This is a genomic window from Pseudomonas huaxiensis (assembly GCF_003231275.1).
GTDB lineage: Bacteria > Pseudomonadota > Gammaproteobacteria > Pseudomonadales > Pseudomonadaceae > Aquipseudomonas > Aquipseudomonas huaxiensis.
Genome location: NZ_QKVL01000003.1, coordinates 241,704 through 266,617 on the forward strand (window position 1 = coordinate 241,704; position 24,914 = coordinate 266,617).

Annotated in this window: 23 protein-coding genes and 1 pseudogene; 16 read left to right on the forward strand and 8 right to left on the reverse strand. The window is 61.7% G+C overall.

What is annotated here, in order from left to right:
* The first annotated feature begins 7 nt into the window (after window positions 1-7).
* Window positions 8-700 (forward strand): DNA-3-methyladenine glycosylase, encoded by a 693-nt coding sequence (locus DM374_RS06050; RefSeq protein WP_095159329.1) that lies wholly within the window; start codon window positions 8-10, stop codon window positions 698-700.
* Window positions 701-704: 4 nt separating this feature from the next.
* Entirely contained in the window at window positions 705-2,021 is a 1,317-nt protein-coding gene (locus DM374_RS06055; RefSeq protein WP_110969049.1) for a bifunctional DedA family/phosphatase PAP2 family protein, read from the forward strand.
* A 3-nt stretch (window positions 2,022-2,024) separates the two neighbouring features.
* Here the strand turns inward: DM374_RS06055 and DM374_RS06060 are convergent, their stop codons facing one another.
* The 3 genes from DM374_RS06060 to DM374_RS06070 are packed head-to-tail and all read right to left on the reverse strand — an operon-like array spanning window position 2,025 to window position 3,700.
* Window positions 2,025-2,615 carry an LON peptidase substrate-binding domain-containing protein gene (locus tag DM374_RS06060; RefSeq protein WP_095159331.1) on the reverse strand — a complete coding sequence of 197 codons (591 nt, stop codon included), beginning with the start codon at window positions 2,613-2,615 and terminating at the stop codon, window positions 2,025-2,027.
* A 9-nt stretch (window positions 2,616-2,624) separates the two neighbouring features.
* The gene (locus DM374_RS06065; RefSeq protein WP_110969050.1) at window positions 2,625-3,341 is read right to left on the reverse strand and encodes an LrgB family protein; all 717 of its coding nucleotides are present in this window, start codon (window positions 3,339-3,341) and stop codon (window positions 2,625-2,627) included.
* A complete protein-coding gene (locus DM374_RS06070) occupies window positions 3,338-3,700 on the reverse strand; it encodes a CidA/LrgA family protein (RefSeq protein ID WP_110969051.1) in 363 nt (120 codons plus the stop codon). The genes DM374_RS06065 and DM374_RS06070 overlap by 4 nt, the downstream gene beginning before the upstream one ends.
* Window positions 3,701-3,870: 170 nt before the next feature.
* On the opposite strand from DM374_RS06070, the gene DM374_RS06075 reads away from it, so the two are divergent.
* The 3 genes from DM374_RS06075 to DM374_RS06085 all read left to right on the forward strand — a co-directional run bounded on the left by DM374_RS06075 (window position 3,871) and on the right by DM374_RS06085 (window position 6,803).
* Window positions 3,871-4,326 (forward strand): MaoC family dehydratase, encoded by a 456-nt coding sequence (locus DM374_RS06075; RefSeq protein WP_110969052.1) that lies wholly within the window; start codon window positions 3,871-3,873, stop codon window positions 4,324-4,326.
* An 87-nt stretch (window positions 4,327-4,413) separates the two neighbouring features.
* Entirely contained in the window at window positions 4,414-6,135 is a 1,722-nt protein-coding gene (locus DM374_RS06080; protein WP_110969053.1) for a C13 family peptidase, read from the forward strand.
* A gap of 26 nt (window positions 6,136-6,161) precedes the next feature.
* On the forward strand, window positions 6,162-6,803 hold the full coding sequence (locus DM374_RS06085; RefSeq protein ID WP_110969054.1) for an oxidoreductase: 642 nt from the start codon (window positions 6,162-6,164) through the stop codon (window positions 6,801-6,803).
* Window positions 6,804-6,844: 41 nt separating this feature from the next.
* On the opposite strand, the gene DM374_RS06090 is transcribed toward DM374_RS06085, so the two are convergent.
* The 4 genes from DM374_RS06090 to DM374_RS06105 all read right to left on the reverse strand — a co-directional run bounded on the left by DM374_RS06090 (window position 6,845) and on the right by DM374_RS06105 (window position 11,093).
* Complete coding sequence (locus DM374_RS06090) at window positions 6,845-7,105, reverse strand: YceK/YidQ family lipoprotein (protein ID WP_095159396.1); 261 nt, start codon at window positions 7,103-7,105, stop codon at window positions 6,845-6,847.
* A gap of 23 nt (window positions 7,106-7,128) precedes the next feature.
* Complete coding sequence (ubiX, locus tag DM374_RS06095; RefSeq protein WP_110969055.1) at window positions 7,129-7,758, reverse strand: flavin prenyltransferase UbiX; 630 nt, start codon at window positions 7,756-7,758, stop codon at window positions 7,129-7,131.
* Complete coding sequence (gene mpl, locus DM374_RS06100) at window positions 7,755-9,104, reverse strand: UDP-N-acetylmuramate:L-alanyl-gamma-D-glutamyl-meso-diaminopimelate ligase (protein ID WP_110969056.1); 1,350 nt, start codon at window positions 9,102-9,104, stop codon at window positions 7,755-7,757. Before mpl ends, ubiX begins: the two co-directional genes overlap by 4 nt.
* Window positions 9,105-9,170: 66 nt before the next feature.
* Entirely contained in the window at window positions 9,171-11,093 is a 1,923-nt protein-coding gene (locus tag DM374_RS06105) for a sigma-54-dependent Fis family transcriptional regulator (protein ID WP_110969057.1), read from the reverse strand.
* Between the two features lie 266 nt (window positions 11,094-11,359).
* Between DM374_RS06105 and exaC the strand changes: the two genes are divergently transcribed.
* From exaC to DM374_RS33660, 11 genes and pseudogenes are all read left to right on the forward strand, one after another.
* Entirely contained in the window at window positions 11,360-12,880 is a 1,521-nt protein-coding gene (gene exaC / locus DM374_RS06110) for an acetaldehyde dehydrogenase ExaC (RefSeq protein WP_095159340.1), read from the forward strand.
* Between the two features lie 164 nt (window positions 12,881-13,044).
* Window positions 13,045-14,493 (forward strand): ethanolamine permease, encoded by a 1,449-nt coding sequence (gene eat / locus DM374_RS06115; RefSeq protein ID WP_110969058.1) that lies wholly within the window; start codon window positions 13,045-13,047, stop codon window positions 14,491-14,493.
* Window positions 14,494-14,542: 49 nt separating this feature from the next.
* Entirely contained in the window at window positions 14,543-15,937 is a 1,395-nt protein-coding gene (locus DM374_RS06120; RefSeq protein ID WP_095159342.1) for an ethanolamine ammonia-lyase subunit EutB, read from the forward strand.
* A 12-nt stretch (window positions 15,938-15,949) separates the two neighbouring features.
* Entirely contained in the window at window positions 15,950-16,768 is an 819-nt protein-coding gene (gene eutC / locus DM374_RS06125; RefSeq protein WP_110969059.1) for an ethanolamine ammonia-lyase subunit EutC, read from the forward strand.
* Between the two features lie 109 nt (window positions 16,769-16,877).
* Window positions 16,878-17,330, forward strand: coding sequence for a GNAT family N-acetyltransferase (locus tag DM374_RS06130; RefSeq protein ID WP_110969060.1), 453 nt, complete (start codon window positions 16,878-16,880; stop codon window positions 17,328-17,330).
* Between the two features lie 207 nt (window positions 17,331-17,537).
* Window positions 17,538-18,188, forward strand: coding sequence for a DedA family protein (locus DM374_RS06135; protein WP_110969061.1), 651 nt, complete (start codon window positions 17,538-17,540; stop codon window positions 18,186-18,188).
* A 9-nt stretch (window positions 18,189-18,197) separates the two neighbouring features.
* Window positions 18,198-19,013 carry a M90 family metallopeptidase gene (locus DM374_RS06140; RefSeq protein ID WP_110969062.1) on the forward strand — a complete coding sequence of 272 codons (816 nt, stop codon included), beginning with the start codon at window positions 18,198-18,200 and terminating at the stop codon, window positions 19,011-19,013.
* Between the two features lie 91 nt (window positions 19,014-19,104).
* On the forward strand, window positions 19,105-19,632 hold the full coding sequence (gene ppa, locus DM374_RS06145; protein WP_095159347.1) for an inorganic diphosphatase: 528 nt from the start codon (window positions 19,105-19,107) through the stop codon (window positions 19,630-19,632).
* Window positions 19,633-19,825: 193 nt separating this feature from the next.
* Entirely contained in the window at window positions 19,826-20,536 is a 711-nt protein-coding gene (locus DM374_RS06150) for a LexA family transcriptional regulator (protein WP_110969063.1), read from the forward strand.
* Window positions 20,537-20,912: 376 nt separating this feature from the next.
* Entirely contained in the window at window positions 20,913-22,154 is a 1,242-nt protein-coding gene (locus DM374_RS06155) for a tyrosine-type recombinase/integrase (protein WP_110969120.1), read from the forward strand.
* A 995-nt stretch (window positions 22,155-23,149) separates the two neighbouring features.
* Window positions 23,150-23,997: pseudogene (locus tag DM374_RS33660) on the forward strand (integrase domain-containing protein); the annotation flags it as partial.
* Window positions 23,998-24,028: 31 nt separating this feature from the next.
* Here the strand turns inward: DM374_RS33660 and DM374_RS06175 are convergent.
* Window positions 24,029-24,877 (reverse strand): hypothetical protein, encoded by an 849-nt coding sequence (locus DM374_RS06175; RefSeq protein WP_157969671.1) that lies wholly within the window; start codon window positions 24,875-24,877, stop codon window positions 24,029-24,031.
* Between the last annotated feature and the right edge of the window lie 37 nt (window positions 24,878-24,914).

The following is a 24,914-nucleotide window of genomic DNA, read 5'->3' on the forward strand; positions in this document are numbered from 1 at the left end:
AACCACCATGTCCCAGCCAGCGCCCTGCCCGCCCCGTGCCTTGCCCGACGCCTTTTTCGACCGCGACGCCCAGGTCCTCGCCAAGGACCTGCTGGGCAAAGTGATCCGCCATCGCCACGGCCCCTACTGGCTGTCGGCGCGGATCATCGAGACCGAGGCCTATTACCTCGACGAAAAAGGCAGTCACGCCTCGCTCGGCTATACCGAGAAACGCAAGGCGCTGTTCCTCGATGGCGGGCATATCTACATGTACTACGCGCGCGGCGGCGATTCGCTCAACTTCAGCGCCCAAGGGCCGGGAAACGCCGTACTGATCAAATCCGCCTTCCCGTGGGTCGATGCCGTCTCCGACAGCAACGCCCTGGCACAAATGCAGGTCAACAACCCGGACGCCAGCGGCGGGGTCCGCCCGATCGAGCGGCTCTGCAACGGGCAAACCCTGCTGTGCAAAGCCCTTGGCCTGAAAGTGCCGACCTGGGACGCCAAGCGCTTCGATCCAGAACGACTGTTTGTCGAGGACTGTGGAATCATCGTGCAACACATTATCCAGGCCAGCCGGCTGGGCATCCCCAAGGGCCGCGACGAACATCTGCCGCTTCGTTTCGTCGACGCCGAATACGCTCGTCACTGCACGCGGAACCCGCTGCGCCGCGGCCAAGTCGAAGGCCGCGACTTCTCTCTACTGACACAAGGAAACTGACACGATGGGCCCATGGCTCGACAGCCTGACCGGCTGGCTGACCGCGAACCCGCAATGGCTGGGCGTCGCGATTTTTCTGGTGGCCTGCATCGAATGCCTGGCCATCGCCGGGATCATCGTGCCCGGCACTGTCCTGTTGTTCGCGGTCGCCGTGCTGGCCGGCAGCGGCGCACTATCCCTGAGCGAAACCCTGCTGCTGGGCTTTCTCGGCGGATTGCTGGGTGATGCCATCTCCTACACCTTAGGGCGACGCTTCCACCAGAACATCCGGCGCTTGCCGCTGCTGCGCCATCACCCGGAATGGATTGGCAGCGCCGAAACCTACTTCCAGCGTTATGGCATCGCCAGTCTTCTGGTGGGCCGCTTCATTGGTCCGTTGCGACCGATGTTGCCGATGGTCGCCGGCATGTTCGACATGCCGTTGCCGCGCTTCATCGCTGTCAGCCTGATTGCCGGCGCTGGCTGGGCGGTGGCCTATCTGCTGCCGGGTTGGGCTACCGGCGCGGCCATGCGCCTGCCATTGCCCGAGGGTTTCTGGACCCAGGCCGGCGTGGTCGCTGCGGGTTTGGCTGTGTTGATCGGAGTGAGCATCAACAGCAGCCTGCGCGCGCAGCCTCGCGGCACACGGCTGATCGCCGCGGTCAGTCTGGTCATGCTGGTGGCGCTGTTCATTGGCTTCCCGCACCTGAGCCAGTTCGATCAGGGCCTGATGACGCTGATCCAGGAGCACCGCAGCCATGTCCTGGACGGCAGCATCGTGCTGATCACCCGCCTCGGCGACTTCCGCACCCAGTTCATCGTCGCCGGCGTACTGGTGGTGATGTTGCTGCTGGCGCGACAATGGCGCCCGGCGATCTTCGCCTGCACCACCCTGCTGGGCACGGCCCTCGCCAACTCCGCCACCAAGTGGTTCTTCGCCCGCGCCCGTCCGGAAGTGCTGACCGATCCGCTGACCACCTACAGCATGCCGAGCGGTCACAGTTCCGCTTCGTTCGCCTTCTTCCTGACCCTCGCCGTGCTGGCCGGCCGCAGCCAGCCACCGCGGATGCGCCTGACCTGGATTCTGCTGGGCTGCCTGCCAGCGCTGTCGATCGCGGTGTCGCGCGTCTATCTCGGTGTGCACTGGCCCACCGACATTCTCGCCGGTGGTCTGCTCGCCTGCTGCGTTTGCGCCATCAGTCTGGCACTGGTCCAGTACCGCCAGCCGCTTACGGCCATGCCGCTGCGGGTCTGGTGGCTGATTCTGCCGGCGTGCGTTGGCGTGCTGGCGTTTTTCGCCCTGCACGCGCTACCGCACGCTCTGCTGCGTTATCAGTACTGAGGGTCAGGCGAAGAGTTCGCCCTGGATGCGGTCGAGCAGCGACTGGATAGCTACCAGGCGCTGGGTAGGAGAGTCGATGGCGAGAAGCTTGAGCTTGTCCTCGTCATCGAACGGCAGCAGGTAGGCCAGTTGATTGGCCAGGGCCTGCTTGCCGGTGACCCGGCTGGCCATATCCAGGCCTGAAACCATCGGGTGTTCGGCCAACGCCATGAGCAGCGCCAGCAGGTCGTCATCCTCGTCGTCCAGCGGCGGGTCGTCCTGCTCATCCAGCCAGCGCACGTCAGCCACCAGCAGGTTGTCCTTGCGCACTTCGAAGTCATCGACCATGAAACGCCGTTCGCCCTTGACGCGAATGCCCAGCAGGCCGTTGTCCTGCTGCTGGAAATCCTCGATCAGTGCCTGGCAGCCGATGCCGGCGAACGACTCCGGCGCCTTGCCGACCTGCTCGCCCTCAAGGATGCACACCACGCCAAAGCCGCCGCCCTGCTTCATGCAGCGGCCGATCATGTCCAGGTAACGCGCCTCGAAAATCTGCAAGTCCAGGTTGCAACCGGGAAACAGCACGGTGTTGAGGGTAAACAAGGGCAACGTCATTACAGGTCCTCAGGCTACCAGGCTGACCGCCAACGGCAGGAACACCGCGGTAGCCACACCCATCAAGCTCATGGCCAGGGCTGCGAACGCCCCGCACTCTTCACTTTCCTGCAGCGCCACCGAGGTGCCCACGGCGTGCGCCGTCAGGCCCAGCGCCATGCCCCGGGCCTCGGGGCTGTTCACACCCAGCAGCGACAACAGTGCCGGGCCGAAAATCGCCCCGATCACGCCGGTGATCAGCACGAATACCGCAGCCAGCGCAGCGACACCACCGATCTGCTCGGCCACCAGCATGGCGATCGGCGAGGTCACCGACTTCGGCGCGAGGGTCATCAGGATCATGTGCTCGGCACCGAACCACCAGCCCAGCAACAGGCAGATAGCGGTAGCAAACACACCTCCGACTATCAGCGTAGTAAAGGTCGGCCAGAACAGTTGGCGGATCCGCCGCAGGTTCAGATAGAGCGGCACGGCCAGGGCGACCGTGGCGGGCCCCAGCAGGATGTTCATGATTTCAGTGCTCTTGCGGTACTCGGCGTAGGTCAGGCCGCAACTGAGCAACACCCCGATCACCACCAGCATCGAAACCAGCACCGGCTGGAGAAACAGCCAGCGGGTCTTTTCATACGCGGCGATCACCAGTTGGTAGGCGCCCAGGGTGATACCGATGCCGAACAGCGGATGGTGGATAACGGCCTGCACCGCACCTTGCCAGTCGATACTCATGGGCGATCCTCGCGACGGGCCTGTCGGGCGATCATTTTTTGCATCAGCACGCCACAGAAGGCCATGGCCAGAATCAGCGACAGCACCAGCGCGCCGGCAATCGCCCAGAAGTCGGCGACGATGTCAGCGGCATAGACCATCACCCCCACGGCTGGCGGCACCAGCAGTAGCGGCAGATAGCGCAGCAGACTGGAAGCCGCCTCACTCAGCGGCTCGCCGACTTCGCCCCGCACCATCAGGAAGATCAGCAGCAACACCAGGCCGATGATCGGCCCAGGAAGAATGGGTACAAACAGGTGATTGATCGCTGTACCGAGCAACTGGAACAGCACGAGCCACGTCAAACCGCGCAACAACATTGCCTATCTCCCTCAAACCTGGCGGCCATTATAAGCACGCTAACGACCGGTCTATACCCCGACATTCGCCCGGGTCATGCCTACTTGACCGGGCCAGTGGAGCGTGCTGATCTTAAGCATTCGTATCTGCCTTAGTCATAAGAAATTCAAAGACAGTCAGGAGAGTCGCAATGCCCTATGTACCCGTTGCAGAGCTGCCGCAGTACGTTGGAAAGGAACTCGGACGTTCCGAATGGCTGAAGATCGATCAAGAGCGCATCAACCTGTTCGCCGAGGCCACCGGCGACTTCCAGTTCATTCACGTGGACCCGGCGAAGGCGGCAAAAACGCCATTTGGCAGCACCATCGCCCACGGCTTCCTCACCCTTTCGCTGATTCCCAAGCTGATGGAAGACATCCTGGTCCTGCCCGTGGGCCTGAAGATGGTCGTCAACTACGGCCTGGACAGCGTGCGCTTCATCCAGCCGGTCAAGGTCGACTCGAACGTCCGCCTCGCGGTGAGCCTCACCGAGGTCACCGAGAAGAAACCCGGCCAGTGGCTGCTCAAGGCCACCGCGACCCTGGAAATCGAAGGTGAAGAAAAACCGGCCTACATCGCCGAGCCCCTTTCCCTCGCGTTCGTCTGACGCCCGCTGGTGAAACGGCCTAGCCGCCGTTTCACCAGAACCCTGGTTCTGCGGCATACTCGGGGCTTCAAACGCCCGGACCCTGCCATGCGCCCACTCGTTCCACTTGCCCTGATTCTGCTGCTCGCCGCCTGTGGCGATGGCGAACCGCTGTCGCCGCCCGACGCCCGTCTGCCCGATGGCGGTCGTTACCGGGGCGAGGTGGTGGACGGCCTGCTGCAGGGCGAAGGTCGCGTCGACTACCCCAACGGCAGTTGGTACGCCGGGCACTTCAGCAACGGCCAGTGGCATGGCCAGGGCGAATGGCACGGCAGCAACGGCGAGGTCTATGTCGGCCAGTTCCAGCAGGGACTGTTCCACGGCCAAGGCAAGCTCACCACCCCGACCAGCAGCTACAGCGGCGGCTTCAAACTCGGCCGGCGCGACGGCGAAGGCACCCTGCGCGAAGGCGGCCAGCATTACCGCGGCCAGTTCAAGGACGACCAGTACAGCGGCGCCGGCGAGTTGGTGCTGGCCGATGGCAGCCAGTATCAGGGACAGTTCGCCAAGGGCAAGCCCAATGGCGAAGGCGTTCGCAGCGACGCCAGCGGCAATCAGTTCAGCGGCCACTTCGTCGATGGCCTGCTCAAAGGCACCGGCACCTTCAACAGCGCCGAGGGCGATCAGTACATCGGCGAGTTCAAGGCCAATCGCCTGGAAGGCCGCGGCCGCTACGAGAATTCCGACGGCGACGTGTGGATCGGCGAGTTCAAGGACGGCGCGCTCACCGGCAAGGGCGAATTGTTCGCCGTTGACGGCAGTCATTACAAAGGCGGCTTCCGCGACTGGCGTTTCTCCGGCAAGGGCCGCCTGCAACTGGCCGATGGCAGCGTCTACAGCGGTGGTTTCGAAAACGACAGCTATCAGGGCAGCGGGCGCCTGGTCCTGCCTGGCGGTCGGGTCGAGGCCGGTCACTGGATCAACGGACTGCGAGTGCGCGACGAGCAGGGCCGGCTGTTGCCCGACCCGCTCGAACAAGCCTTGCTCAACCAGGGCAGTCTGCTGGAACAGGCCCTGGGGCAAATACCGCCCTCCACCGGCGATATCGAACTTTACAGCCTGACCCTCGCGGGCGACGGTAACCAGAGCGTGTTCCTGCGCGAAGCCGACTACGTCAGCGAGATGCTCAAGACCCGTTTCGGCGCCGTTGGCCAGGTCAGCCTGGTCAATCACCGCGACCACCTCGCCGACCGGCCCATGGCCACCCGCGAGACCCTCACCCGCGCCGCCAAGCGCCTGGCCGAGCGCAGCGGCCCGGAAGACCTGGTATTCGTCTACCTCACCACCCACGGCAGCCACGAGCATGAACTGGTGCTCGACCAGCCACGGCTGCAACTGGCCGACCTCCCCGCCGACGAACTGGCCGCCGCCCTCGCGCCGCTCAAGGAACGCGACAAGATCATTGTCATCTCCGCCTGCTATTCAGGTGGCTACATCGAACCGCTCAAGGATGATCGGACCCTGATCATGACCGCCTCGCGGGCCGATCGGGTGTCCTTCGGCTGTTCCGAAGAGGCGGACTTCACCTACTTCGGTGACGCGCTGTTCGCCCAGGCCCTGAACCAGACCGACGATCTGCAACAAGCATTCGAACTTGCCCGCGCCCATGTGGACCAACGGGAACAAGCCGAAGGCTTCGAAGCGTCCGAACCGCAGATATGGGCGCCCAAAGGCGTCCTGGCACATTGGCAAAAACTGCGTCAGCAACAAGCGCGAAAAGCGCTGCAAAGTGCCACTGCGGTCGAGGAAAAAAGTACGGCCAGCCACTAAGCTGACTGTATCAAGGGAGAAACATCATGTACTTGACGCCGCAGCACATCCTGCTTGCCGGGGCTACCGGCCTTACCGGTGAACACCTGCTCGATCGCCTCCTCAACGAGCCGACCATCAGCCGCGTGCTTGCTCCAACTCGCCGGCCACTGGCCGAGCATCCGCATCTTGAAAACCCGGTCGGGGACCCGGCGGTTTTTCTCCCGCAATTGAGTGGTCGTGTCGATATCGCGTTCTGCTGCCTGGGCACCACCATCAAGCAGGCCGGGTCGGAAACGGCGTTCCGCGCCGTCGACCTGGACATGGTCGTGGCCTTCAGCAAACGTGCCCGGGAAATGGGCGCGCGGCACTTGCTGGTGGTCAGCGCGATCGGCGCCGACGCGAAATCGTCGGTGTTCTACAACCGGGTCAAAGGCGAGATGGAAGAAGCGCTGAAGGCCCAGGATTGGCCACAGCTGACCATCGCCCGACCGTCGCTGCTGCTGGGCGAGCGCATCGAACCGCGCCTGGCCGAACAGGTTGCCGGCACGCTGTCGAAGCTGATTCCAGGCAAGTATCACGGTATCGAGGCTTGCCAGCTGGCGCGGGCGCTGTGGCGGCTGGCGCTGGAGGAACAGGACGGGATTCGGGTGGTGGAATCCGATGAGCTGAGGAAGCTGGGGAAATAAGGTTAGGAATGTGGGAGCGAGCTTGCTCACTCCCACAAGTGCTACAACCCGCCGCTGGCCTGGAACCCAACCCCGAGGACCGTCAGCACCGACAACGGCAAGAACAGCGTATCCAGCACCATACTCCCCGGCAGATCCAGCCCCGGGTACTTCGGCGCCTCAGCGCCAAAGCGGTCCTCGGCGCAACAACCACCCTGCAACGCATACAGGTCCAGTCGCGTCCCGGAATACACCACCGGCGCGCCCGGTTTTGCAGCATCCAGCGTGCGAACCGTGGCGCAGCCACTGAGGGTCAGTGCCATCAGCAATCCCGCCAGCAGGCCCTTCACTCTTCCCCGCCGAAATGATGCTCGCCCCAACGCGGCAGCATGTCCTGGGGAATGTTCAGCAGATTGAGAATTCGCGCCACAACGAAGTCCACCAGGTCATCGATGGTTTGCGGCTGGTGGTAGAACCCCGGTGCCGCCGGCAGGATCACCGCGCCCATCTGCGACAGCTTGAGCATGTTTTCCAGATGGATGGTGGAAAACGGCGCCTCTCGCGGCACCAGGATCAACTGGCGGCGCTCTTTCAGGGTAACGTCCGCCGCGCGCTCGATCAGGTTGTTGCAGGCTCCGGTGGCGATCGCCGACAGGGTGCCGGTGGAACACGGCACCACCACCATCGCCGCCGGTGCGCCGGAGCCGGAAGCCACGGGCGACATCCAGTCTTCCTTGCCATAGACGCGAATCTGCCCGGCCGCAGCGCCGGTGTATTCGGTCAGGAACGCCTGCATCGCCTGGGGCTTGGGCGGCAGCACCACGTCGGTTTCGGTGGACATCACCAACTGCGCCGCCTTGGAAATCAGGAAGTGCACCTCGCGATCTTCGCGCACCAGGCAGTCCAGCAGGCGCAGGCCATATTGCGCCCCAGAGGCGCCAGTCATCGCCAGGGTGATGCGTTCCGGCCCGTTCACCGCAGTGCCTCGGCCAGTTTGCCGTGCAGGCCGCCGAAGCCGCCGTTGCTCATGATCACCACCTGGGTGCCGGCGCGGGCCTGGCTTTTGACCCGTTCGATGATGGCCTCGAGGCTGTCGGCGACAATGGCCGGCACCGCGCACTGAGCGGCGGTCGCCGCCAGGTCCCAGCCGAGGTTCGGCGGGGCGTACCAGATCACCTGGTCGGCATCGCGCACGCTTTCCGGCAGGCCATCACGGTGGGCACCGAGTTTCATCGAGTTGGAGCGTGGTTCGATCACCGCGATCACCGGTGCATCGCCAACACGCTTGCGCAGGCCGTCGAGGGTGGTGGCGATGGCGGTCGGGTGGTGGGCGAAGTCGTCGTAGATGGTGACGCCGTTGACCTCGGCGACCTTCTCCATCCGCCGCTTGACGCTCTTGAACGCGCTCAGCGCAGCGATGCCCATGGCCGGGACGACGCCAACGTGGCGGGCCGCAGCCAGGGTCGCCAGGGCGTTGGCAACGTTGTGCTGCCCGGTCAGTTCCCACTCCACCACGCCTTGCACGTCGCCGTCGAAGCTCACTTCGAAGCGCGAACCGTCATCGCTGAGCAGGCGCACCTGCCATTGGCCGCCAACGCCGGTGGTCTGCACCGGGGTCCAGCAGCCCGTCTCGATCACCCGCTTCAACGCGGGCTCGGTGGTGGGGTGGACGATCAGGCCTTCGCTCGGAATGGTGCGCACCAAATGGTGGAACTGCCGCTCGATTGCCGCGAGATCAGGGAAGATATCCGCGTGATCGAACTCAAGGTTGTTGAGGATCGCGGTGCGCGGGCGGTAGTGAACGAATTTCGAACGCTTGTCGAAGAAGGCGCTGTCGTATTCATCCGCCTCGACCACGAAGAACGGCGTGCCGCCCAGGCGTGCCGACACCGAGAAGTTCTGCGGCACACCGCCGATCAGGAAGCCCGGGCTCATGCCGGCATGTTCCAGCACCCAGGCCAGCATGCTGCTGGTGGTGGTCTTGCCGTGGGTGCCGGCGACCGCCAGGACCCAGCGCCCCTGCAGGACATGGTCGGCCAGCCACTGCGGGCCGGACACATAAGGCAGGCCCTTGTTCAGCACATATTCCACCGCCGGGTTACCCCGCGACAGCGCGTTGCCGATCACCACCAGGTCAGGCGCGGGATCCAGTTGCGCGGCGTCATAGCCCTGGGTCAGTTCGATGCCCTGGGCTTCGAGCTGGGTACTCATGGGCGGATAGACGTTGGCGTCGGAACCGGTGACGCGGTGGCCGAGCTCCTTGGCCAGAACCGCCAGCGAGCCCATGAAAGTGCCACAGATACCAAGAATATGAATGTGCATGGTCAACCTCGGAAAACGTGCTGGCAGGGTAGCTTAGGGTTGGAAAAATCTCACCCTGTGTTTCGCTCAGGCACCCCGGGAAAGACCGTGTTTGCGCAGTTTCCGATACAACGTGTTACGACTGACCCCGAGCTGCGCCGCCACCTGGGTCATGTGCCAGCGCTTCTGCTCCAGTGCCGCCAGCAAAGCCTGGCGCTCGGCGTCGTCCAGCGGCGCCCGGGGGTTATCCACAGGCGCGTTGACCACGGCTTTCAATGGCGCGGCGTTGCGCACCAGCGGCGGCAGATCGAGCACGCCGATACGCCCGTCTTCGCAGAGCGCCACCAGAGTCCGCAGCACGTTGCGCAATTGGCGCACGTTGCCCGGCCAGGAGAAATCCAGCAGCAGACGGCGCGCGGCCGGGTCCAGTTGCACGGTTTGTCGCCCGGCTTCCTCGGCGAGGATGAAGTCGAGCAACTGGCCCTTGTCGCTGCGCTCGCGCAACGCCGGCAGGGCGATTTCCAGGCCGTTGAGGCGGTAATAAAGGTCTTCGCGGAAACTGCCATCTTCGACCCGGCTCAGCAGATCGCGGTGCGTGGCGCTGATGATGCGCACGTCCACCGCCTGCGGCTCGCCACCGATGGGCACCACCTGGCGCTCTTCGAGCACCCGCAGCAGGCGGGTCTGCAAGGCCAGCGGCATGTCGCCGATCTCGTCCAGCAGCAACGTGCCGCCATCGGCCTGCTGCAGCTTGCCGCGCATGCCTTCCTTGCGCGCACCGGTAAAGCTGCCGCCGCGATAACCGAACAACTCGCTTTCGATCAGGCTTTCCGGAATCGACGCACAGTTGAGCGCGACAAACGCCTTGCCCGCGCGCTGACTGGCCTGGTGCACGGCCTTGGCGAACGCCTCCTTGCCGGAGCCGGTCTCGCCGTTGAGCAGCAACGGCACATCACGCTCGAATACCCGCAGCGCCCGACGAAAATCGTTCTGCAGGGCCGGGTCGAGCAAACAGATATCCGCAGGTTTGCTCGGTGCCGGCACGCGCACCGGCGCAATCGGCTGGGCCAGCGCCCGGACCTGTCCGCGCAGGCTGGCGAACAGCAACCGTCCATCACGGGTACGCAGCGGCCAACTGGTGCTGGCCATCGCGGTGGCGCGACCCAGCAACTCGTCGAGGCGGCAGTCGAAGAACATCTCCACCGGCTTGCCCAGCAGGCCGCCACGGACATTGCCCAACAGGTTCAGCCCGCTCTGGTTGACCGCCTGGATCCGCCCTTCGCCGTCGAAGGCCAGCAGCCCTTCGCTGAACAGCCCAACGGATTCAGCCTGCAGGTGAAAGCGCAGCAACCAGTGGTTTTCGAAACAGCGCAGGAAATAACAGCTCTCGATCATCTTCGCCGAGAGATTGACCAGGGCCATGGTGTGGAACTGGCTCTGCCGCGAGACCTCCGCCCGCGCCGAGGACACGTCCAGCACCGCCAGCAGCTCACCGTGCGGGTCGAAGACCGGGCTCGCCGAGCAGGTCAGGCCGGTGTGGCGCCCGCGAAAATGTTCTTCCTGATGGATCGTCAGCGCCTGGCGTTCCACCAGGCAGGTGCCGATGCCATTGGTGCCTTCGCGGGCCTCGCTCCAGTCGGCCCCCAGCCACAGCCCGGCGCGCTCGAAAATGCGCCGCTCGGTGGGTGCGGTCACGCAATTGAGGATCACCCCGCGGGCATCCGTCAGCAGGACCGCATGGCCGGCGCCGGAAAGCTGCTGGTGCAGGCTGTTCATCTCGCTGTCGGCGATGCGCAGCACTTGATGCAGGCGATCACGGCTTTCCATGACCCGCTCGTGTTCGAGCACGGTGGGGGCCATGGCGAGGGCCGGATCGAGGTGGTAATCCTCCAGGCAGCGCAGCCAGGAGCGGGCGATCGAAGGATCGCTGCCCGGTCCCTGCAAACCGCCTTTGCCTTGGGTCACCGTAAGCACTTGCCGGGCGTGCCGGCTCAGATGATTGCCCTGCACTTTTATTGTTCTCCGCGGGTGAGAGAAACCCAGCATCCTCCTCGCACTGGTGCTTTGCAATGGCGCCTTGACCACCGGGTCGCCGGCTGTACCGCCAGCGGTACAAAGTGTCACCCAGGCTGTACCGAAGGTGTCGCAGCCTGCGCCGAAACCCTCGGCAAAACTGCGACAAGTCATTGATCCGACGTGGCCTCCGGGCACTGGCCCGACCTTTGCTCTACGCTTGGAATCCTCCCCAACAAAACACATAAGCCAGGAGAGACACCATGCGTTACGCACATCCAGGTACCGAAGGCGCAAAGGTTTCGTTCAAGAGCCGCTACGGTAACTTCATCAATGGCGAGTTCGTGGCTCCGGTCAAAGGCGAGTACTTCACCAACACCTCGCCGGTGAATGGCCAACCCATCGCCGAATTCCCCCGCTCCACTGCCGAAGACATCGATAAAGCCCTGGACGCCGCCCACGCCGCCGCCGACGCGTGGGGCCGCACCTCGGTCCAGGACCGCTCCAACGTCCTGCTGAAAATCGCCGACCGCATCGAGCAGAACCTCGAAGTCCTGGCCATCACCGAAACCTGGGACAACGGCAAGGCCGTCCGTGAAACCCTGAATGCCGACATCCCGCTGGCGGTCGATCACTTCCGCTACTTCGCTGGCTGCATCCGCGCCCAGGAAGGCGGCGCCGCAGAGATCAACGAAGGCACCGTGGCCTATCACATCCACGAGCCGCTGGGCGTGGTCGGACAGATCATCCCGTGGAACTTCCCGATCCTGATGGCCGCCTGGAAACTCGCCCCGGCGCTGGCCGCCGGCAACTGCGTGGTACTCAAACCGGCCGAGCAGACGCCGCTGGGCATCACCGTGCTGGTGGAACTGATCGCTGACCTGCTGCCGCCAGGCGTGCTCAACGTGGTGCAAGGCTACGGCCGCGAAGCTGGTGAAGCGCTGGCCACCAGCAAGCGTATCGCCAAGATCGCCTTCACCGGCTCGACCCCAGTCGGCTCGCACATCATGAAATGCGCCGCCGAAAACATCATTCCGTCCACCGTCGAGCTGGGCGGCAAGTCGCCGAATATCTACTTCGAAGACATCATGCAGGCCGAACCGTCCTTCATCGAGAAAGCTGCCGAGGGCCTGGTGCTGGCGTTCTTCAACCAGGGCGAAGTCTGCACCTGCCCATCCCGCGCACTGGTGCAGGAATCCATCTATCCGAAGTTCATGGAAGTGGTGATGGAGAAGGTGAAGAAGATCAAACGCGGCGACCCGCTGGACACCGACACCATGGTCGGCGCCCAGGCCTCGCAGCAGCAGTTCGACAAGATCCTGTCGTACCTGGAAATCGCCGAGCAGGAAGGTGCCGAACTGCTCACCGGCGGCAAGGTGGAAAAACTCGAAGGCGACCTGTCGACCGGCTATTACATCCAGCCGACCCTGCTCAAGGGCAACAACCGCATGCGCGTGTTCCAGGAAGAAATCTTCGGCCCGGTGGTCAGCGTCACCACCTTCAAGGACGAAGCCGAAGCCCTGGCGATCGCCAACGACACCGAGTTCGGCCTGGGTGCCGGCGTCTGGACCCGCGACATCAACCGCGCCTACCGCATGGGCCGCGGGATCAAGGCCGGCCGCGTGTGGACCAACTGCTACCACCTGTATCCGGCGCATGCCGCGTTCGGTGGCTACAAGAAGTCCGGCGTTGGCCGTGAAACCCACAAGATGATGCTCGATCACTATCAGCAGACCAAAAACCTGCTGGTGAGCTACGACATCAATCCATTGGGCTTCTTCTAAACCTGCCATCGCGAGCAAGCTCGCTCCTACAGAAAAAACGCGCCGTCCCCGTAGGAGCGAGCTCGCTCGCGATGGGCTGCAAAGCAGCCCCAAAAACCAGAGCAACCCCTCTGGCCCGCTTCATGCACCGCATTCACCACTCAAAAAAAACAACAGGTGACTTCATGCCAAGCGATCACTCCGCCGGGACACCGGCAGGTTCTTCCGTCGACTTCGAAAAGGTCGGCTCCGACTATTTCCAACAACGTGAACTGAAAAAAGGCGCCGCCGGCTGGGTCCTGCTGGTCGGCCTCGGTGTGGCCTACGTGATTTCCGGCGACTACGCCGGCTGGAACTTCGGCCTGGCCCAAGGCGGCTGGGGCGGGATGTTCCTCGCCACGCTGCTGATGGCCACGATGTACCTGTGCATGTGCTTCTCGCTGGCCGAGCTGTCCTCGATGATCCCCACCGCCGGCGGTGGCTATGGCTTCGCCCGCAGTGCCTTCGGCCCCTGGGGCGGATTTCTCACCGGCACCGCGATCCTCATCGAATACGCCATCGCCCCGGCGGCGATCGCCGTGTTCATCGGCGCCTACTGCCAGTCGCTGTTCGGCATCGGCGGCTGGATCATCTATCTGGTGTTCTACATCATCTTCATCGGCATCCACATCTTCGGAGTCGGTGAAGCGCTGAAGCTGATGTTCGTCATCACTGCGGTGGCGGCCATTGCCCTGGCGGTGTTCCTGATCGCGATGGTGCCGCACTTCGAGACGAAGAACCTGTTCGACATTCTCCCGACCCAGGCGGTCGGCGCCAGCGAGTTCCTGCCCTTCGGCTACGTCGGGGTGTGGGCGGCAATTCCCTACGCGATCTGGTTCTTCCTCGCCGTCGAAGGCGTGCCGCTGGCGGCCGAGGAAACCAAGAACCCCCGTCGCGACCTGCCGCGCGGCCTGATCGGCGCCATGTTGGTGCTGCTCGCCTTCGCCCTGCTGATCCTGATCATCGGCCCGGGCGCTGCTGGCGCCGAAGCGCTGAAAAGCTCCGGCAACCCGCTGGTCGAAGCCCTGGCCAAGGCCTACGGCGGCTCCACCTGGATGGGCAGCTTCGTCAACCTGGTGGGCCTGGCTGGCCTGATCGCCAGCTTTTTCTCGATCATCTACGCCTATTCGCGGCAGATCTTTGCGCTCTCACGCGCCGGCTACCTGCCGCGCGTGCTGTCGCAGACCAACAAGAGCAAAGCCCCGGTACTGGCGCTGATCATCCCCGGCATCATCGGCTTTGGCCTGTCGCTGACCGGCCAGGGTGACCTGCTGATCCTGGTGGCAGTGTTCGGCGCTACGCTGTCCTATGTGTTGATGATGGCGGCGCACATCACCCTGCGTATTCGTCGCCCCAAAATGGAGCGTCCGTATCGCACACCGGGCGGCATCTTCACCTCCGGCGTGGCTCTGGTGCTGGCCTGCCTGGCCGTGGTGGCGGGCTTTCTGGTGGATCCGCGGGTGGTGATCGGTGCCGCGATCATCTATGGCATCTTGATTGCGTACTTCGCCCTGTACAGCCGCCATCACCTGGTGGCCGGCACGCCGGAAGAAGAGTTCGCCGCAATCCAGAAGGCCGAAGAAGCCTTGCACTGACCGCCTCACCGCGCCGCCGGCCGGCCCGGCGGCGCTCTGGAGATTCCGAATGGCAAGTTTCGTACACACGGCAGGCAACCAGACCTACCGTTTCGACAGCCTCAAAGAGGTCATGGCCAAAGCCAGCCCGGCCCGTTCCGGCGATTTCCTCGCTGGGGTCGCCGCCAGCAACGACGGCGAACGGGTCGCCGCGCAAATGGCCCTGGCCGATATTCCCCTCAGTCATTTCCTCAATGAAGCGCTGATTCCTTACGAGGAGGACGAAGTCACCCGGCTGATCATCGACACCCATGACAAACAGGCCTTCGCGGCGGTCAGCCACCTGACCGTCGGTGGCCTGCGCGACTGGCTGCTCGGCGATCAGGCCGACGAAAACAGCCTACGCGCCCTGGCACCGGGTCTGACGCCGGAGATGGCGGCGGCGGTATCGAAAATCATGCGGGTGCAGGACCTGGTGCTGGTGGCACAGAAGATCCGCGTGGTCACGCGCTTTCGCGGCACCATGGGCCTGCGCGGCCGACTTTCGACCCGACTGCAGCCCAACCACCCCACCGACGAACCGGCGGGCATCGCCGCAAGCATTCTCGACGGCCTGCTCTACGGCAACGGCGACGCCATGATCGGCATCAACCCGGCCACCGACAGCATCGCCTCGATCTGTGCGCTACTGGAAATGCTCGACGCGATCATCCAGCGCTACGACATCCCCACCCAGGCCTGCGTGCTGACCCACGTCACCACCTCCATCGAGGCGATCAACCGAGGCGTGCCGCTGGACCTGGTGTTCCAGTCCATCGCCGGCACCGAGGCGGCCAACGCCAGTTTCGGCATCAACCTCAATGTGCTGAAGGAAGGCTACGAGGCCGGCCTGAGCCTGAACCGCGGCACCCTCGGGCAGAACCTGATGTATTTCGAGACCGGGCAAGGCAGCGCGCTGTCGGCCAACGCCCACTTCGGCGTCGACCAGCAGACCTGCGAAACCCGCGCCTACGCCGTGGCCCGGCACTTCAAGCCATTTCTGGTCAACACCGTGGTCGGCTTCATCGGTCCCGAGTACCTGTACAACGGCAAGCAGATCATCCGCGCCGGCCTCGAAGACCACTTCTGCGGCAAGTTGCTGGGCGTGCCCATGGGCTGCGACATCTGCTACACCAACCACGCCGAAGCCGACCAGGACGACATGGACATGCTCCTGACCCTGCTCGGCGTCGCCGGGATCAACTTCATCATGGGCATCCCCGGCTCCGACGACATCATGCTCAACTACCAGACCACCTCCTTCCACGACGCCCTCTACGCTCGCCAGACCCTGGGCCTGAAGCCGGCGCCGGAGTTCGAGGCCTGGCTGGCGCGCATGGGCATCTTCACCCAGGCCGACGGCCGCGTGCGCTTCGGCGACAACCTGCCACCGGCCTTCCGTCAGGCCCTGGCGCAACTGGGATAAGCGAGCGACCTCATGGACAAGCAACCGACGCCCACCGACAACCCCTGGCTGGAACTGCGCCGCCTGACACCGGCGCGTATTGCCCTCGGCCGTTCCGGCACCAGCCTGCCGACCCAGGCGCAACTGGACTTCCAGTTCGCCCACGCCCAGGCCCGCGACGCCGTGCACCTGCCCTTCGACCATGTCGGCCTGCGCGAGCAACTGCAGGCCCGTGGCCGCGACAGCCTGCTGCTGCGCAGCGCCGCCAACGACCGCCATCACTACCTGCAGCGCCCGGACCTCGGTCGGCGCCTGCATGAAGACTCTGCACAGGTGTTGCGCGAGCATGCCTTGGGCAATCCTGGCGGCGTGGACCTGGCCATTATCGTCGCCGACGGCCTGTCGGCATTGGCCGTGCACCGCCACACCCTGCCGTTTCTCAATCGCCTTGAAGAACAGACCGCCGCCGATGGCTGGTCCACCGCGCCAGTGCTGCTGGTGGAACAGGGCCGGGTCGCCGTCGCCGATGAAATCGGTGAACTGCTGGGGGCGCGCATGACCGTGATCCTGATTGGCGAACGCCCCGGTCTCAGCTCGCCGGACAGCCTGGGGCTGTATTTCACCTACAACCCGAAAGTCGGGCTGACCGATGCCTACCGCAACTGCATCTCCAACGTTCGCCTGGAAGGCCTGAGTTACGGCATGGCCGCGCACCGTCTGGTCTACCTGATGCGCGAAGCCTGTCGCAGACAGCTTTCCGGGGTGAACCTCAAGGACGAAGCGCAGGTCCAGACCCTTGACTCGGAAACGGACGTGCAACAAAACGGAAACTTCCTGCTTGGAAAACCCTGAATGGCGGCCGCTTTTTCGACGATTGCGATTTTTTTCCGCTTTAGGCAGCATCTGGGGCGACGGCTGCCCGAGATTCGCCGCCATTCCCTTCGAAACACGAGGCCTGCTTATGCGAATCATCCAAGCAACCCTTGAGCACCTGGACCTGCTTGCCCCGCTGTTCGTGAAGTACCGCGAGTTCTATGGGCAACTGCCCTACCCGGACTCGTCCCGCGCTTTCCTGGAAAAACGCCTGGAACGCGGCGAATCGATCATCTACCTGGCGCTGCCGGATGATGACGACAGCAAGCTGATGGGCTTCTGCCAGCTCTATCCGAGTTTTTCCTCGCTGTCGCTGAAACGCGTGTGGATCCTCAACGACATCTACGTCGCCGAAGACTCCCGGCGCATGCTGGTGGCTGACCACCTCATGCGCGAAGCCAAACGCATGGCCAAGGAAACCAACGCCGTGCGCATGCGGGTATCCACCAGCAGCGACAACAAAGTGGCGATGCAGACCTACGAGTCCATCGGTTTTCGCGAGGACAGCGAGTTCAAGAACTACGTTTTGCCGCTCAACTGACGACAACACGACCACTGTGGGAGCGCCGCCCGGCCAACTCCCACGGTGGTTTGCCGCTTAGCACATTCAGCTACAAACTGCGTAAGCAGAAATCTCTCGTCGCCGTATAATGGCGCCCTTCGTATTGTGTGAATTATTACCCCTCCTTGTGGGGTAACTTTGCGCTCCTCGCACTGCCAGCCAACGTATTGAACACAGGTGTCGTACATGGATTTCAACCCGCTGGACCTCATTCTGCATCTCGACGCTTACCTCGATTTGCTGGTCAACAACTATGGTCCATGGATCTACGCCATCCTCTTCCTGGTGATCTTCTGCGAAACCGGCCTGGTGGTGATGCCGTTCCTGCCGGGCGACTCCCTGCTGTTCATCGCCGGCGCCGTAGCTGCAGGCGGCGCCATGGACCCTGTACTGCTTGGCGGCCTGCTGATGATCGCGGCCATCCTCGGCGACAGCACCAACTATGTGATCGGGCGAACAGCCGGGGAACGCTTGTTCAGCAACCCGAACTCGAAAATCTTCCGCCGCGACTACCTGCAGCAAACCCACGACTTCTATGAGCGCCACGGTGGCAAGACCGTGACCCTCGCACGCTTCCTGCCGATCCTGCGGACTTTCGCACCGTTCGTCGCCGGCCTGGCGAAAATGCCTTATCCACGCTTCTTCGGCTTCAGTGTCGCCGGCACCATCCTCTGGGTAGGCGGCCTGGTGACCCTCGGCTATTTCTTCGGCAACGTGCCATTCATCAAGCAGAACCTGTCGCTGATGATCGTCGCCATCATTCTGCTGTCGCTGGTGCCAGTGATCATCGGAGTGGTCCGCGGCCGCATGAACCGCGGTCCGGCCAAGGCGCACTGATCCGCCGACATGTGGAGCCTGAGCGACTGGCGTCGCCGCCGGACCCTGGCCCGGCACCCGATTGATCCACAACTGTGGCAGCAGGTGCGCGAGCGCCTGCCGATTCTCGACGGCCTGAACGACGAGGAAGACCAGTGGCTGCGCGAGGCCTGCATCCTGTTTCTGCGGGACAAGCACCTCACCACGCTGCCGGGCGTCGAGCTGAACGACGGCGAGCGGCTGTTCCTCGCCGCTCAGGCACAGTTGCCGTTGCTGCACCTGGGACCGCTGAACTGGTACCAGGGCTTTCACGAAATCATTCTTTACCCGGATGACTTCCTCAGCCCCCAGCGTCACCGCGACAGCAGTGGCATCGAGCATGAATGGGACGCCGAACACAGCGGCGAGGCCTGGCAGCAAGGGCCGGTGATCATGGCCTGGCCCGGCGTGCAGGCCAGCGGCGTGTGGGAAGGCTACAACCTGGTCATCCACGAGCTGTCGCACAAGCTGGACATGCTCAACGGCGACGCCAACGGCCTGCCGCCGCTGCACGGCGACATGCGCGTCAGCGACTGGGCTGAGGCCATGCAACACGCCTATGACGACCTCAACCGCCAGCTCGACCGCAACCCCGAAGCCGAGACCGCCATCGACCCCTACGCGGCGGAAAACCCCGCCGAATTCTTCGCCGTGACCAGCGAATACTTCTTCAGCGCTCCCGATCTGCTGATGCAGGCGTACCCTGCGGTTTATGCGCAACTTCGCGGCTTTTATCGCCAGGATCCCCTGGCGCGCCTTCAGCAACTCCAGCTCAGCCACCCGCAGTACAAAGATGCGGTGGAGTGAATCGGTCAAGCATCGGGGCGGGCATGGCAAGCGTTTCCGAATGTGCCTATAATCGCGGCCAATTTTTGGTCAAACACGGGGGCAACGCCCAATGAGCTACAGCAAGATTCCAGCTGGCAAAGACCTGCCGAACGACATCTACGTCGCCATCGAGATCCCGGCCAACCACGCGCCGATCAAATACGAGATCGACAAGGACAGCGACTGCCTGTTCGTTGACCGTTTCATGGCCACCCCGATGTTCTACCCGGCCAACTACGGTTTCATCCCGAACACCCTGGCCGATGACGGTGATCCCCTGGACGTGCTGGTCGTGACCCCTTACCCGGTTGCTCCAGGTTCGGTTATCCGCGCCCGTCCGGTCGGCATCCTGAACATGACCGACGACGGCGGCGGCGACGCCAAAGTCATCGCCGTACCGCACGACAAGCTGTCGCAGCTGTACGTCGACATCAAGGAATACACCGACCTGCCAGCCCTGCTGCTGGAACAGATCAAGCACTTCTTCGAGAACTACAAAGATCTGGAGAAAGGCAAGTGGGTCAAGATCGATGGCTGGGGCAACGCTGACGCTGCCCGCGCCGAGATCACCAAAGCAGTTGCCGCCTACAAAGGCTAAGCACCTCGCTTGACGAAAAAGCCCCGCACTTGCGGGGCTTTTTCATGGGTGTGTGGAAAGTGAGCCGCGGAGAGCTAGCGACAATTCCTACGTAGACATAGGCAATTACTGTAATTCCGACCATCAACATGCCGAAATATCTCAACCCAATGTTTATAGGAAGCCTTGTCCCTGCGCTCTAGAATCAGTCCCCATGAATACATCCGGTGATCGACTGAAGGCACTGCTGAACGAGTGCAACCTGAGCGCTTCGGACTTCGCAGCCCAGCGCAAGGTGACCCCTCAACACGTGAACAACTGGTTCCATCGCGGTGTGCCCCAGGCTCGGCTCGATGAAATCGCCGAACTGCTGTGTGTACGCAGCAAATGGCTGCGCACGGGCGAAGGCCCCAAGCACATCAGCCCATTACCGCGAATACACCGCCCTCGTACTCAGCCCAGAAACGAGGCGCCGGACCACAGTGCGCTCACCACCCATGGCGACAGCGATGCGCGCTTGCCCTTTCACAACCTGCGCAACCGTCAGCTTGAACCCATCGATGGCCGCTACCTGCGCCTGCCGCGCCAGGCCCTCGACCGTCTTGGCGTAGACCCGGCCCAAGCGCTATGCCTGAGCATGCCGGACTACAACATGATGCCGCTGATCCCCTTTGGCGCCCCGCTGGCCATCGACTGCAGCCTGACCCGAGTGGTTGAAGGGGAGTTGTACGCGGTCCTGCACAACGGACGCTTGCGTATCCATGGTCTGAGCAAACGCACCAACGGCGCCCTGCGCTTGCACAGCCACGACAGCGAAGGGTTTCCCTGCGAAAGCTACAGCGTCAGCCAGGCCCGCAGCCAGCAACTGGAGATTCTTGGCTGGGTGTTCTGGTGGGCCCAATACCGCAGCGAAAGGCCGGACTGAAGCACAAAAGCGTGCATTTTCTGCTGGGCATTGCGACCCATTCCCAGTATGCTACGGCCCACCTCCACCCTGGCTGCCGCTTGCATGCCATGGGCGGGCGAGGCCTCACACAGCCCTCGCCTATCGACACCTCGTGTCGACCAACGATTTGAAGGCGGTTGCGGCTTACCAAAAGTCAGCCAAGACTGTCCCCGAGAAGCCGGCCACAAGCCGGCTTTTTAATGTCTTTTTGAAAGCCACCCTCATCTACTGAAAATCGCGAGAGCCTTGCTAGATCAAGGGTTTAAGCCTACTTTTATTCCCGTGACTTCCGTTTTCATCCATCGTCTTCCACAGCCAAGTGGGGGATCAAGTGGGGGACCAGAGGGCCGAAAAGATGGGCAAGCTGACCGCAAAGTATGTCGAAAACGTGACCGAGCCAGGCACCTACGAAGACGGTGAAGGGCTGCGCCTTATCGTCAAAGCTACAGGGCGAAAAAACTGGGTGCTGCGGTTTCAGCTACACGGCAAACGACGGGAGATGGGATTGGGTGGCTACCCCCAGCTCGATTTAAAAATGGCCCGCGCGGCCGCTTATGAAAACAAAGCCCAGATCTTCAAAGGCACTGACCCACTCGCAAAACGACAGGCTGAACAAGCCGCTCAACGGGAAGCTGAACGCCGAGAACAGGCGCAGCTGATTACCTTTGAGAAATTGGCCACCGACTATCGAGATGTCCATGGTTCGAGCTGGTCGGAGAAATGGCGTAAGGGCTGGCTGCGGAAACTAGAGCTCTATGCCTTCCCTACAATAGGGAAGCTGTCAGCTGACCAGATCGAGACCAAACATCTGATCAAGGCCCTGCAGCCACTATGGTCAACCAAAACGCGGACGGCCGACGAAGTACGTGGGCAAATCGAACAAATCCTAGACGCCGCCGGAGCCCGAGGTCTCAGAACCGGAGAGAATCCTGCTCGTTGGCGCGGCCATCTGGAAAACCTGCTCAGCCGGCAAGAGAAGAAGAAAGCTCGCAAACGCCAGCATCATCCAGCGCTGAAATGGCAGGACCTGCCGAAGCTCATGGAAGCCTTACGCAAGGACTCCAACCACGTGTCTGTCGCGGCCCAGTTACTGATTCTAACCGGCGCTCGCTCGCATATGGTCCGATTCGCACGCTGGGATGAGTTTGACTTGAAGTCGGGTCGATGGTCCTTGCCTGATGAGCGCATGAAAACCCGGCAAGCGTTCGCGATCCCCTTGGCCCCAGAGGTGGTCTCACTTCTGAAGGGCCTTCCGAAAATCAACGCGAGAAGTCCCTACGTTTTCCCTGGCCACGGCCGAAGCGGCGTGATGCACGCTAATGGAATTCGCAATCTGCTACATGCACTGGGTTATGAGCACATCACTCGTCATGGTTTCCGCTCAACCTTTCGAGATTGGGCAGGTGAAAAGACTCATTTCCCGAGAGATATCTGCGAGCTCGCGCTGGCCCACGACGAGCGCGGGGAAACCGAAAGCGCATACTCTCGATCAGACTTTTTTGATAAGCGACGGGAGCTGATGCACGCGTGGGCCATCTACGCTACATCCACACCTGAACACGCGGATGAGGCCCTACGCGATACATCGGGGGAATGATGAGGCTGCGACCGCTGAATGCATCGGACTTTGGGGCGCATCTATCAAGGAGACAATCCCGCAACTGCGGCGAAATCAACATCGGTGTAGGACCACGAGATCTATGGTTATCGACTTTAAAAAGCCAGGTCCCTTTAAGCAGGGATGCGTAGCCTCCCTGCTTAAAGGGACCTCACTTAAAAAATCTAAAGCCCACGCAACTGTCTGTGGAAAATCACTGATTTCCACCGGTGGATAATTTCATCCACCGCCGCAGAACTCCCGAAAATTCGAGCCTTGACCCGAATTATCCACAGGCGTAGAAAAGATCTGGCAAAGTGCTGTCGTTGACAGCAACCCAGGTAGCCAGAACCTTTAAGGCTACGCCACACCGTGGTGGTTCTCCCAAAGTGCGATTAGCGTCCGGCGGCTCGCACGCTCACAGCGATGTGATGGATGCCGACTTTTATCAGTGTGCCCACTGCGGCAACTCATCCCCTTTCATAGCTGCCCTGCAGCAACCTATCCGCTTGACCATTTCATGCGCCAACCTGCGCCCGTCTCTTTCTTCCGGAAAGAGACGGGCGCTCGTACCGCTGCTGCAGCCCAACTCGTACAAGGCTTTGCGACATTCCCCCTCGTGACAATCGGCGTGACAAACACCGAAGTCACCAGCAACAGCGATGCAGATGATGGTGCCGCAGCCCACGGGATGGACTGCACCTGACTGACAGTCGGGCATGCCCCGGTCAATGCTTCATTGCCTTCACCCGACTCAGGATCTCGCGGCGTTGGTCTCGTCAGCCAATGCAGCCTTCAGCCGCCCACTTCCTCGGAAGTGCTCAGGAGGCCAGATCATGAGATGCCCAAGCTCCCGGTCGTAAAGAGCCGTCAGTCCCGCGTTAGTGGACAACCCTCACAGGCCGCAGGGGCCTTGATCCCTGATAACACTCAACATTCTGGGCGGGATGACGTGAGGAAAGCTTCAAGGGTTTGGTTTCGAGTGCAGTTCGATCATGGCACTGGTAGGTAAACGGGATGGGCGGAACTTTGGCTACGGCAGGCAACTTGGTTATTCCCACCACAAGCGTTGCGGGACATGTTTGGCGGCGGCCATTACGGCACGGTCAAAGCGCACAGTGATCGCCAGCAGGCGTTTGTGCGCTGGTGTCGGTCGGAGGATGGAGCAGGGTTTAACGATGCGCGACAAATTGATCAGCAGACCTTGTTGGACTACGCCGGACATCTGCGCCAACAAATTGAACAAGGTGAGCTGGCCATCGCCTCTGCGCAGAACGCCTGAGCAGCGTCAACCGCACCCTTGCTGTGCTGCGTGATGATCAGTACGTCAGGATCGCTAGTCCGAGGCAGGCGTTAGGACTGCAGCACTCGACGGTGCGCACCCGCGCGCTGGATGGCCAAGACCGCCAACTGGTGCGGCGAGTGGTGGAGGGACTTGTCAAACAACAAACGACTGGGTGACCGCGATTGTCCTGTTGACCCGAGCAACCAGAATTCGCCTGCGCGTAGCGATCCTGGCTGACCTGCCACGATTACTACGCGAAGCCGAACACTTAGGCATCATCAACATACAAGACGGCACCAAAGGCGGCCGCTCAGGGGCTTCAGCGCCGCGATGGGTCGTGGCAAATGAAGAGGTGAAGGGGCACTGATGTTTGTTCGTAATGCGTCGCCGACCGCCGGCCGCTACTTGCTGGGCCGAGACGAAAGCTACGCTGCGGTCCTGCAACAGACCGTGCTCCCCGCCCGAGGAATACTGCATGACCAAGGACTGAAGGGCTTTCATGAACTGTGGGCGGCCTACGCCTGCGAGCGTTACGAGCAGCTGACTGGTCACACCGCCACAGCACAAATACTTAACATTACACTAAAAATTATTTAGTCATCCCAAGGACAGCCTTGACACTATCTATTCGCTTCTTTGGAAATATCCAGCCCTTTAACGAACCATTCCATTTACCACCAAGCTCGACAAACTTGTCCTTATAAGAGGTTGTATTTCCTTTTACCAAAATTGCTTTTTCACTGTAATCGATAATTACTGGAGCAACGGTGAAATCGCCGACCGAAGTCGGTGTTACCTTAGGTAGCTCGACAACATTTGAACCTGCATTAGTACGCGGCGGTGGAATATCGCTCTCCTCAAATTGCCCAATAATGAGAGACAAGTGATCTTTAATTTTCGCATTAAGTTCATCAACGGATGCATAATCACCAATCAGTCCGTTTCTCATACACTCCTCTTTGAACTCGCAAAGCTCCTCGAACTGCTTTGCATTTTTTTTGTATTCATTCGGAGTCATAGGCTTGTTTGAAAAATAAACAATGACAGGTTTGCCCATTTGCATAAAAGTCTGAATTTCTTCGACCGTACCACTCTTGGCCTCTCCAGTCGGGCTACCTAGCCTTAAGCCAAATATCGCGATAAGGATATCTGACCCTATGACTATTTGTTTATTTATAAGCTCCTGAGGACGCCCTCCCATAATTGGGACAGTATCCGTCTCCCACTTGGTAGGTAAAAACACTGTTTTCTTATCAAATGAGTTTTTAACATTCCACTCATTTAGTGCCAATGGAATGGCTTTACGCTCTTCAGCAACATCGGATGGAGAACCAATCAACACTCTGTAAACTTTTGCGGGATATGACATTTCTGACTCCAAAGACAAGTTTAAAACTTTATTTTCTAAGAAAATTTTCATCAGCAAAAAAACACTCACTGAAGTCCCTCTTACTGCGTAACTCTCTCACCCACTG

Bases quoted from the DNA above. Each gene is read 5' to 3' on its own strand.
- mpl (WP_110969056.1), bottom strand. From the start codon at position 9,104: ATGCACATTCATATTCTTGGTATCTGTGGCACTTTCATGGGCTCGCTG.
- DM374_RS06075 (WP_110969052.1), top strand. From the start codon at position 3,871: ATGCCCTATGTACCCGTTGCAGAGCTGCCGCAGTACGTTGGAAAGGAA.
- DM374_RS06090 (WP_095159396.1), bottom strand. From the start codon at position 7,105: ATGGCACTGACCCTCAGTGGCTGCGCCACGGTTCGCACGCTGGATGCT.
- DM374_RS06155 (WP_110969120.1), top strand. From the start codon at position 20,913: ATGGGCAAGCTGACCGCAAAGTATGTCGAAAACGTGACCGAGCCAGGC.
- DM374_RS06120 (WP_095159342.1), top strand. From the start codon at position 14,543: ATGGCAAGTTTCGTACACACGGCAGGCAACCAGACCTACCGTTTCGAC.
- DM374_RS06050 (WP_095159329.1), top strand. From the start codon at position 8: ATGTCCCAGCCAGCGCCCTGCCCGCCCCGTGCCTTGCCCGACGCCTTT.
- DM374_RS06140 (WP_110969062.1), top strand. From the start codon at position 18,198: ATGTGGAGCCTGAGCGACTGGCGTCGCCGCCGGACCCTGGCCCGGCAC.
- eutC (WP_110969059.1), top strand. From the start codon at position 15,950: ATGGACAAGCAACCGACGCCCACCGACAACCCCTGGCTGGAACTGCGC.
- DM374_RS06150 (WP_110969063.1), top strand. From the start codon at position 19,826: ATGAATACATCCGGTGATCGACTGAAGGCACTGCTGAACGAGTGCAAC.
- DM374_RS06060 (WP_095159331.1), bottom strand. From the start codon at position 2,615: ATGACGTTGCCCTTGTTTACCCTCAACACCGTGCTGTTTCCCGGTTGC.
- DM374_RS06135 (WP_110969061.1), top strand. From the start codon at position 17,538: ATGGATTTCAACCCGCTGGACCTCATTCTGCATCTCGACGCTTACCTC.
- DM374_RS06055 (WP_110969049.1), top strand. From the start codon at position 705: ATGGGCCCATGGCTCGACAGCCTGACCGGCTGGCTGACCGCGAACCCG.
- DM374_RS06085 (WP_110969054.1), top strand. From the start codon at position 6,162: ATGTACTTGACGCCGCAGCACATCCTGCTTGCCGGGGCTACCGGCCTT.
- exaC (WP_095159340.1), top strand. From the start codon at position 11,360: ATGCGTTACGCACATCCAGGTACCGAAGGCGCAAAGGTTTCGTTCAAG.
- DM374_RS06070 (WP_110969051.1), bottom strand. From the start codon at position 3,700: ATGTTGTTGCGCGGTTTGACGTGGCTCGTGCTGTTCCAGTTGCTCGGT.
- DM374_RS06080 (WP_110969053.1), top strand. From the start codon at position 4,414: ATGCGCCCACTCGTTCCACTTGCCCTGATTCTGCTGCTCGCCGCCTGT.
- DM374_RS06130 (WP_110969060.1), top strand. From the start codon at position 16,878: ATGCGAATCATCCAAGCAACCCTTGAGCACCTGGACCTGCTTGCCCCG.
- DM374_RS06065 (WP_110969050.1), bottom strand. From the start codon at position 3,341: ATGAGTATCGACTGGCAAGGTGCGGTGCAGGCCGTTATCCACCATCCG.
- eat (WP_110969058.1), top strand. From the start codon at position 13,045: ATGCCAAGCGATCACTCCGCCGGGACACCGGCAGGTTCTTCCGTCGAC.
- ppa (WP_095159347.1), top strand. From the start codon at position 19,105: ATGAGCTACAGCAAGATTCCAGCTGGCAAAGACCTGCCGAACGACATC.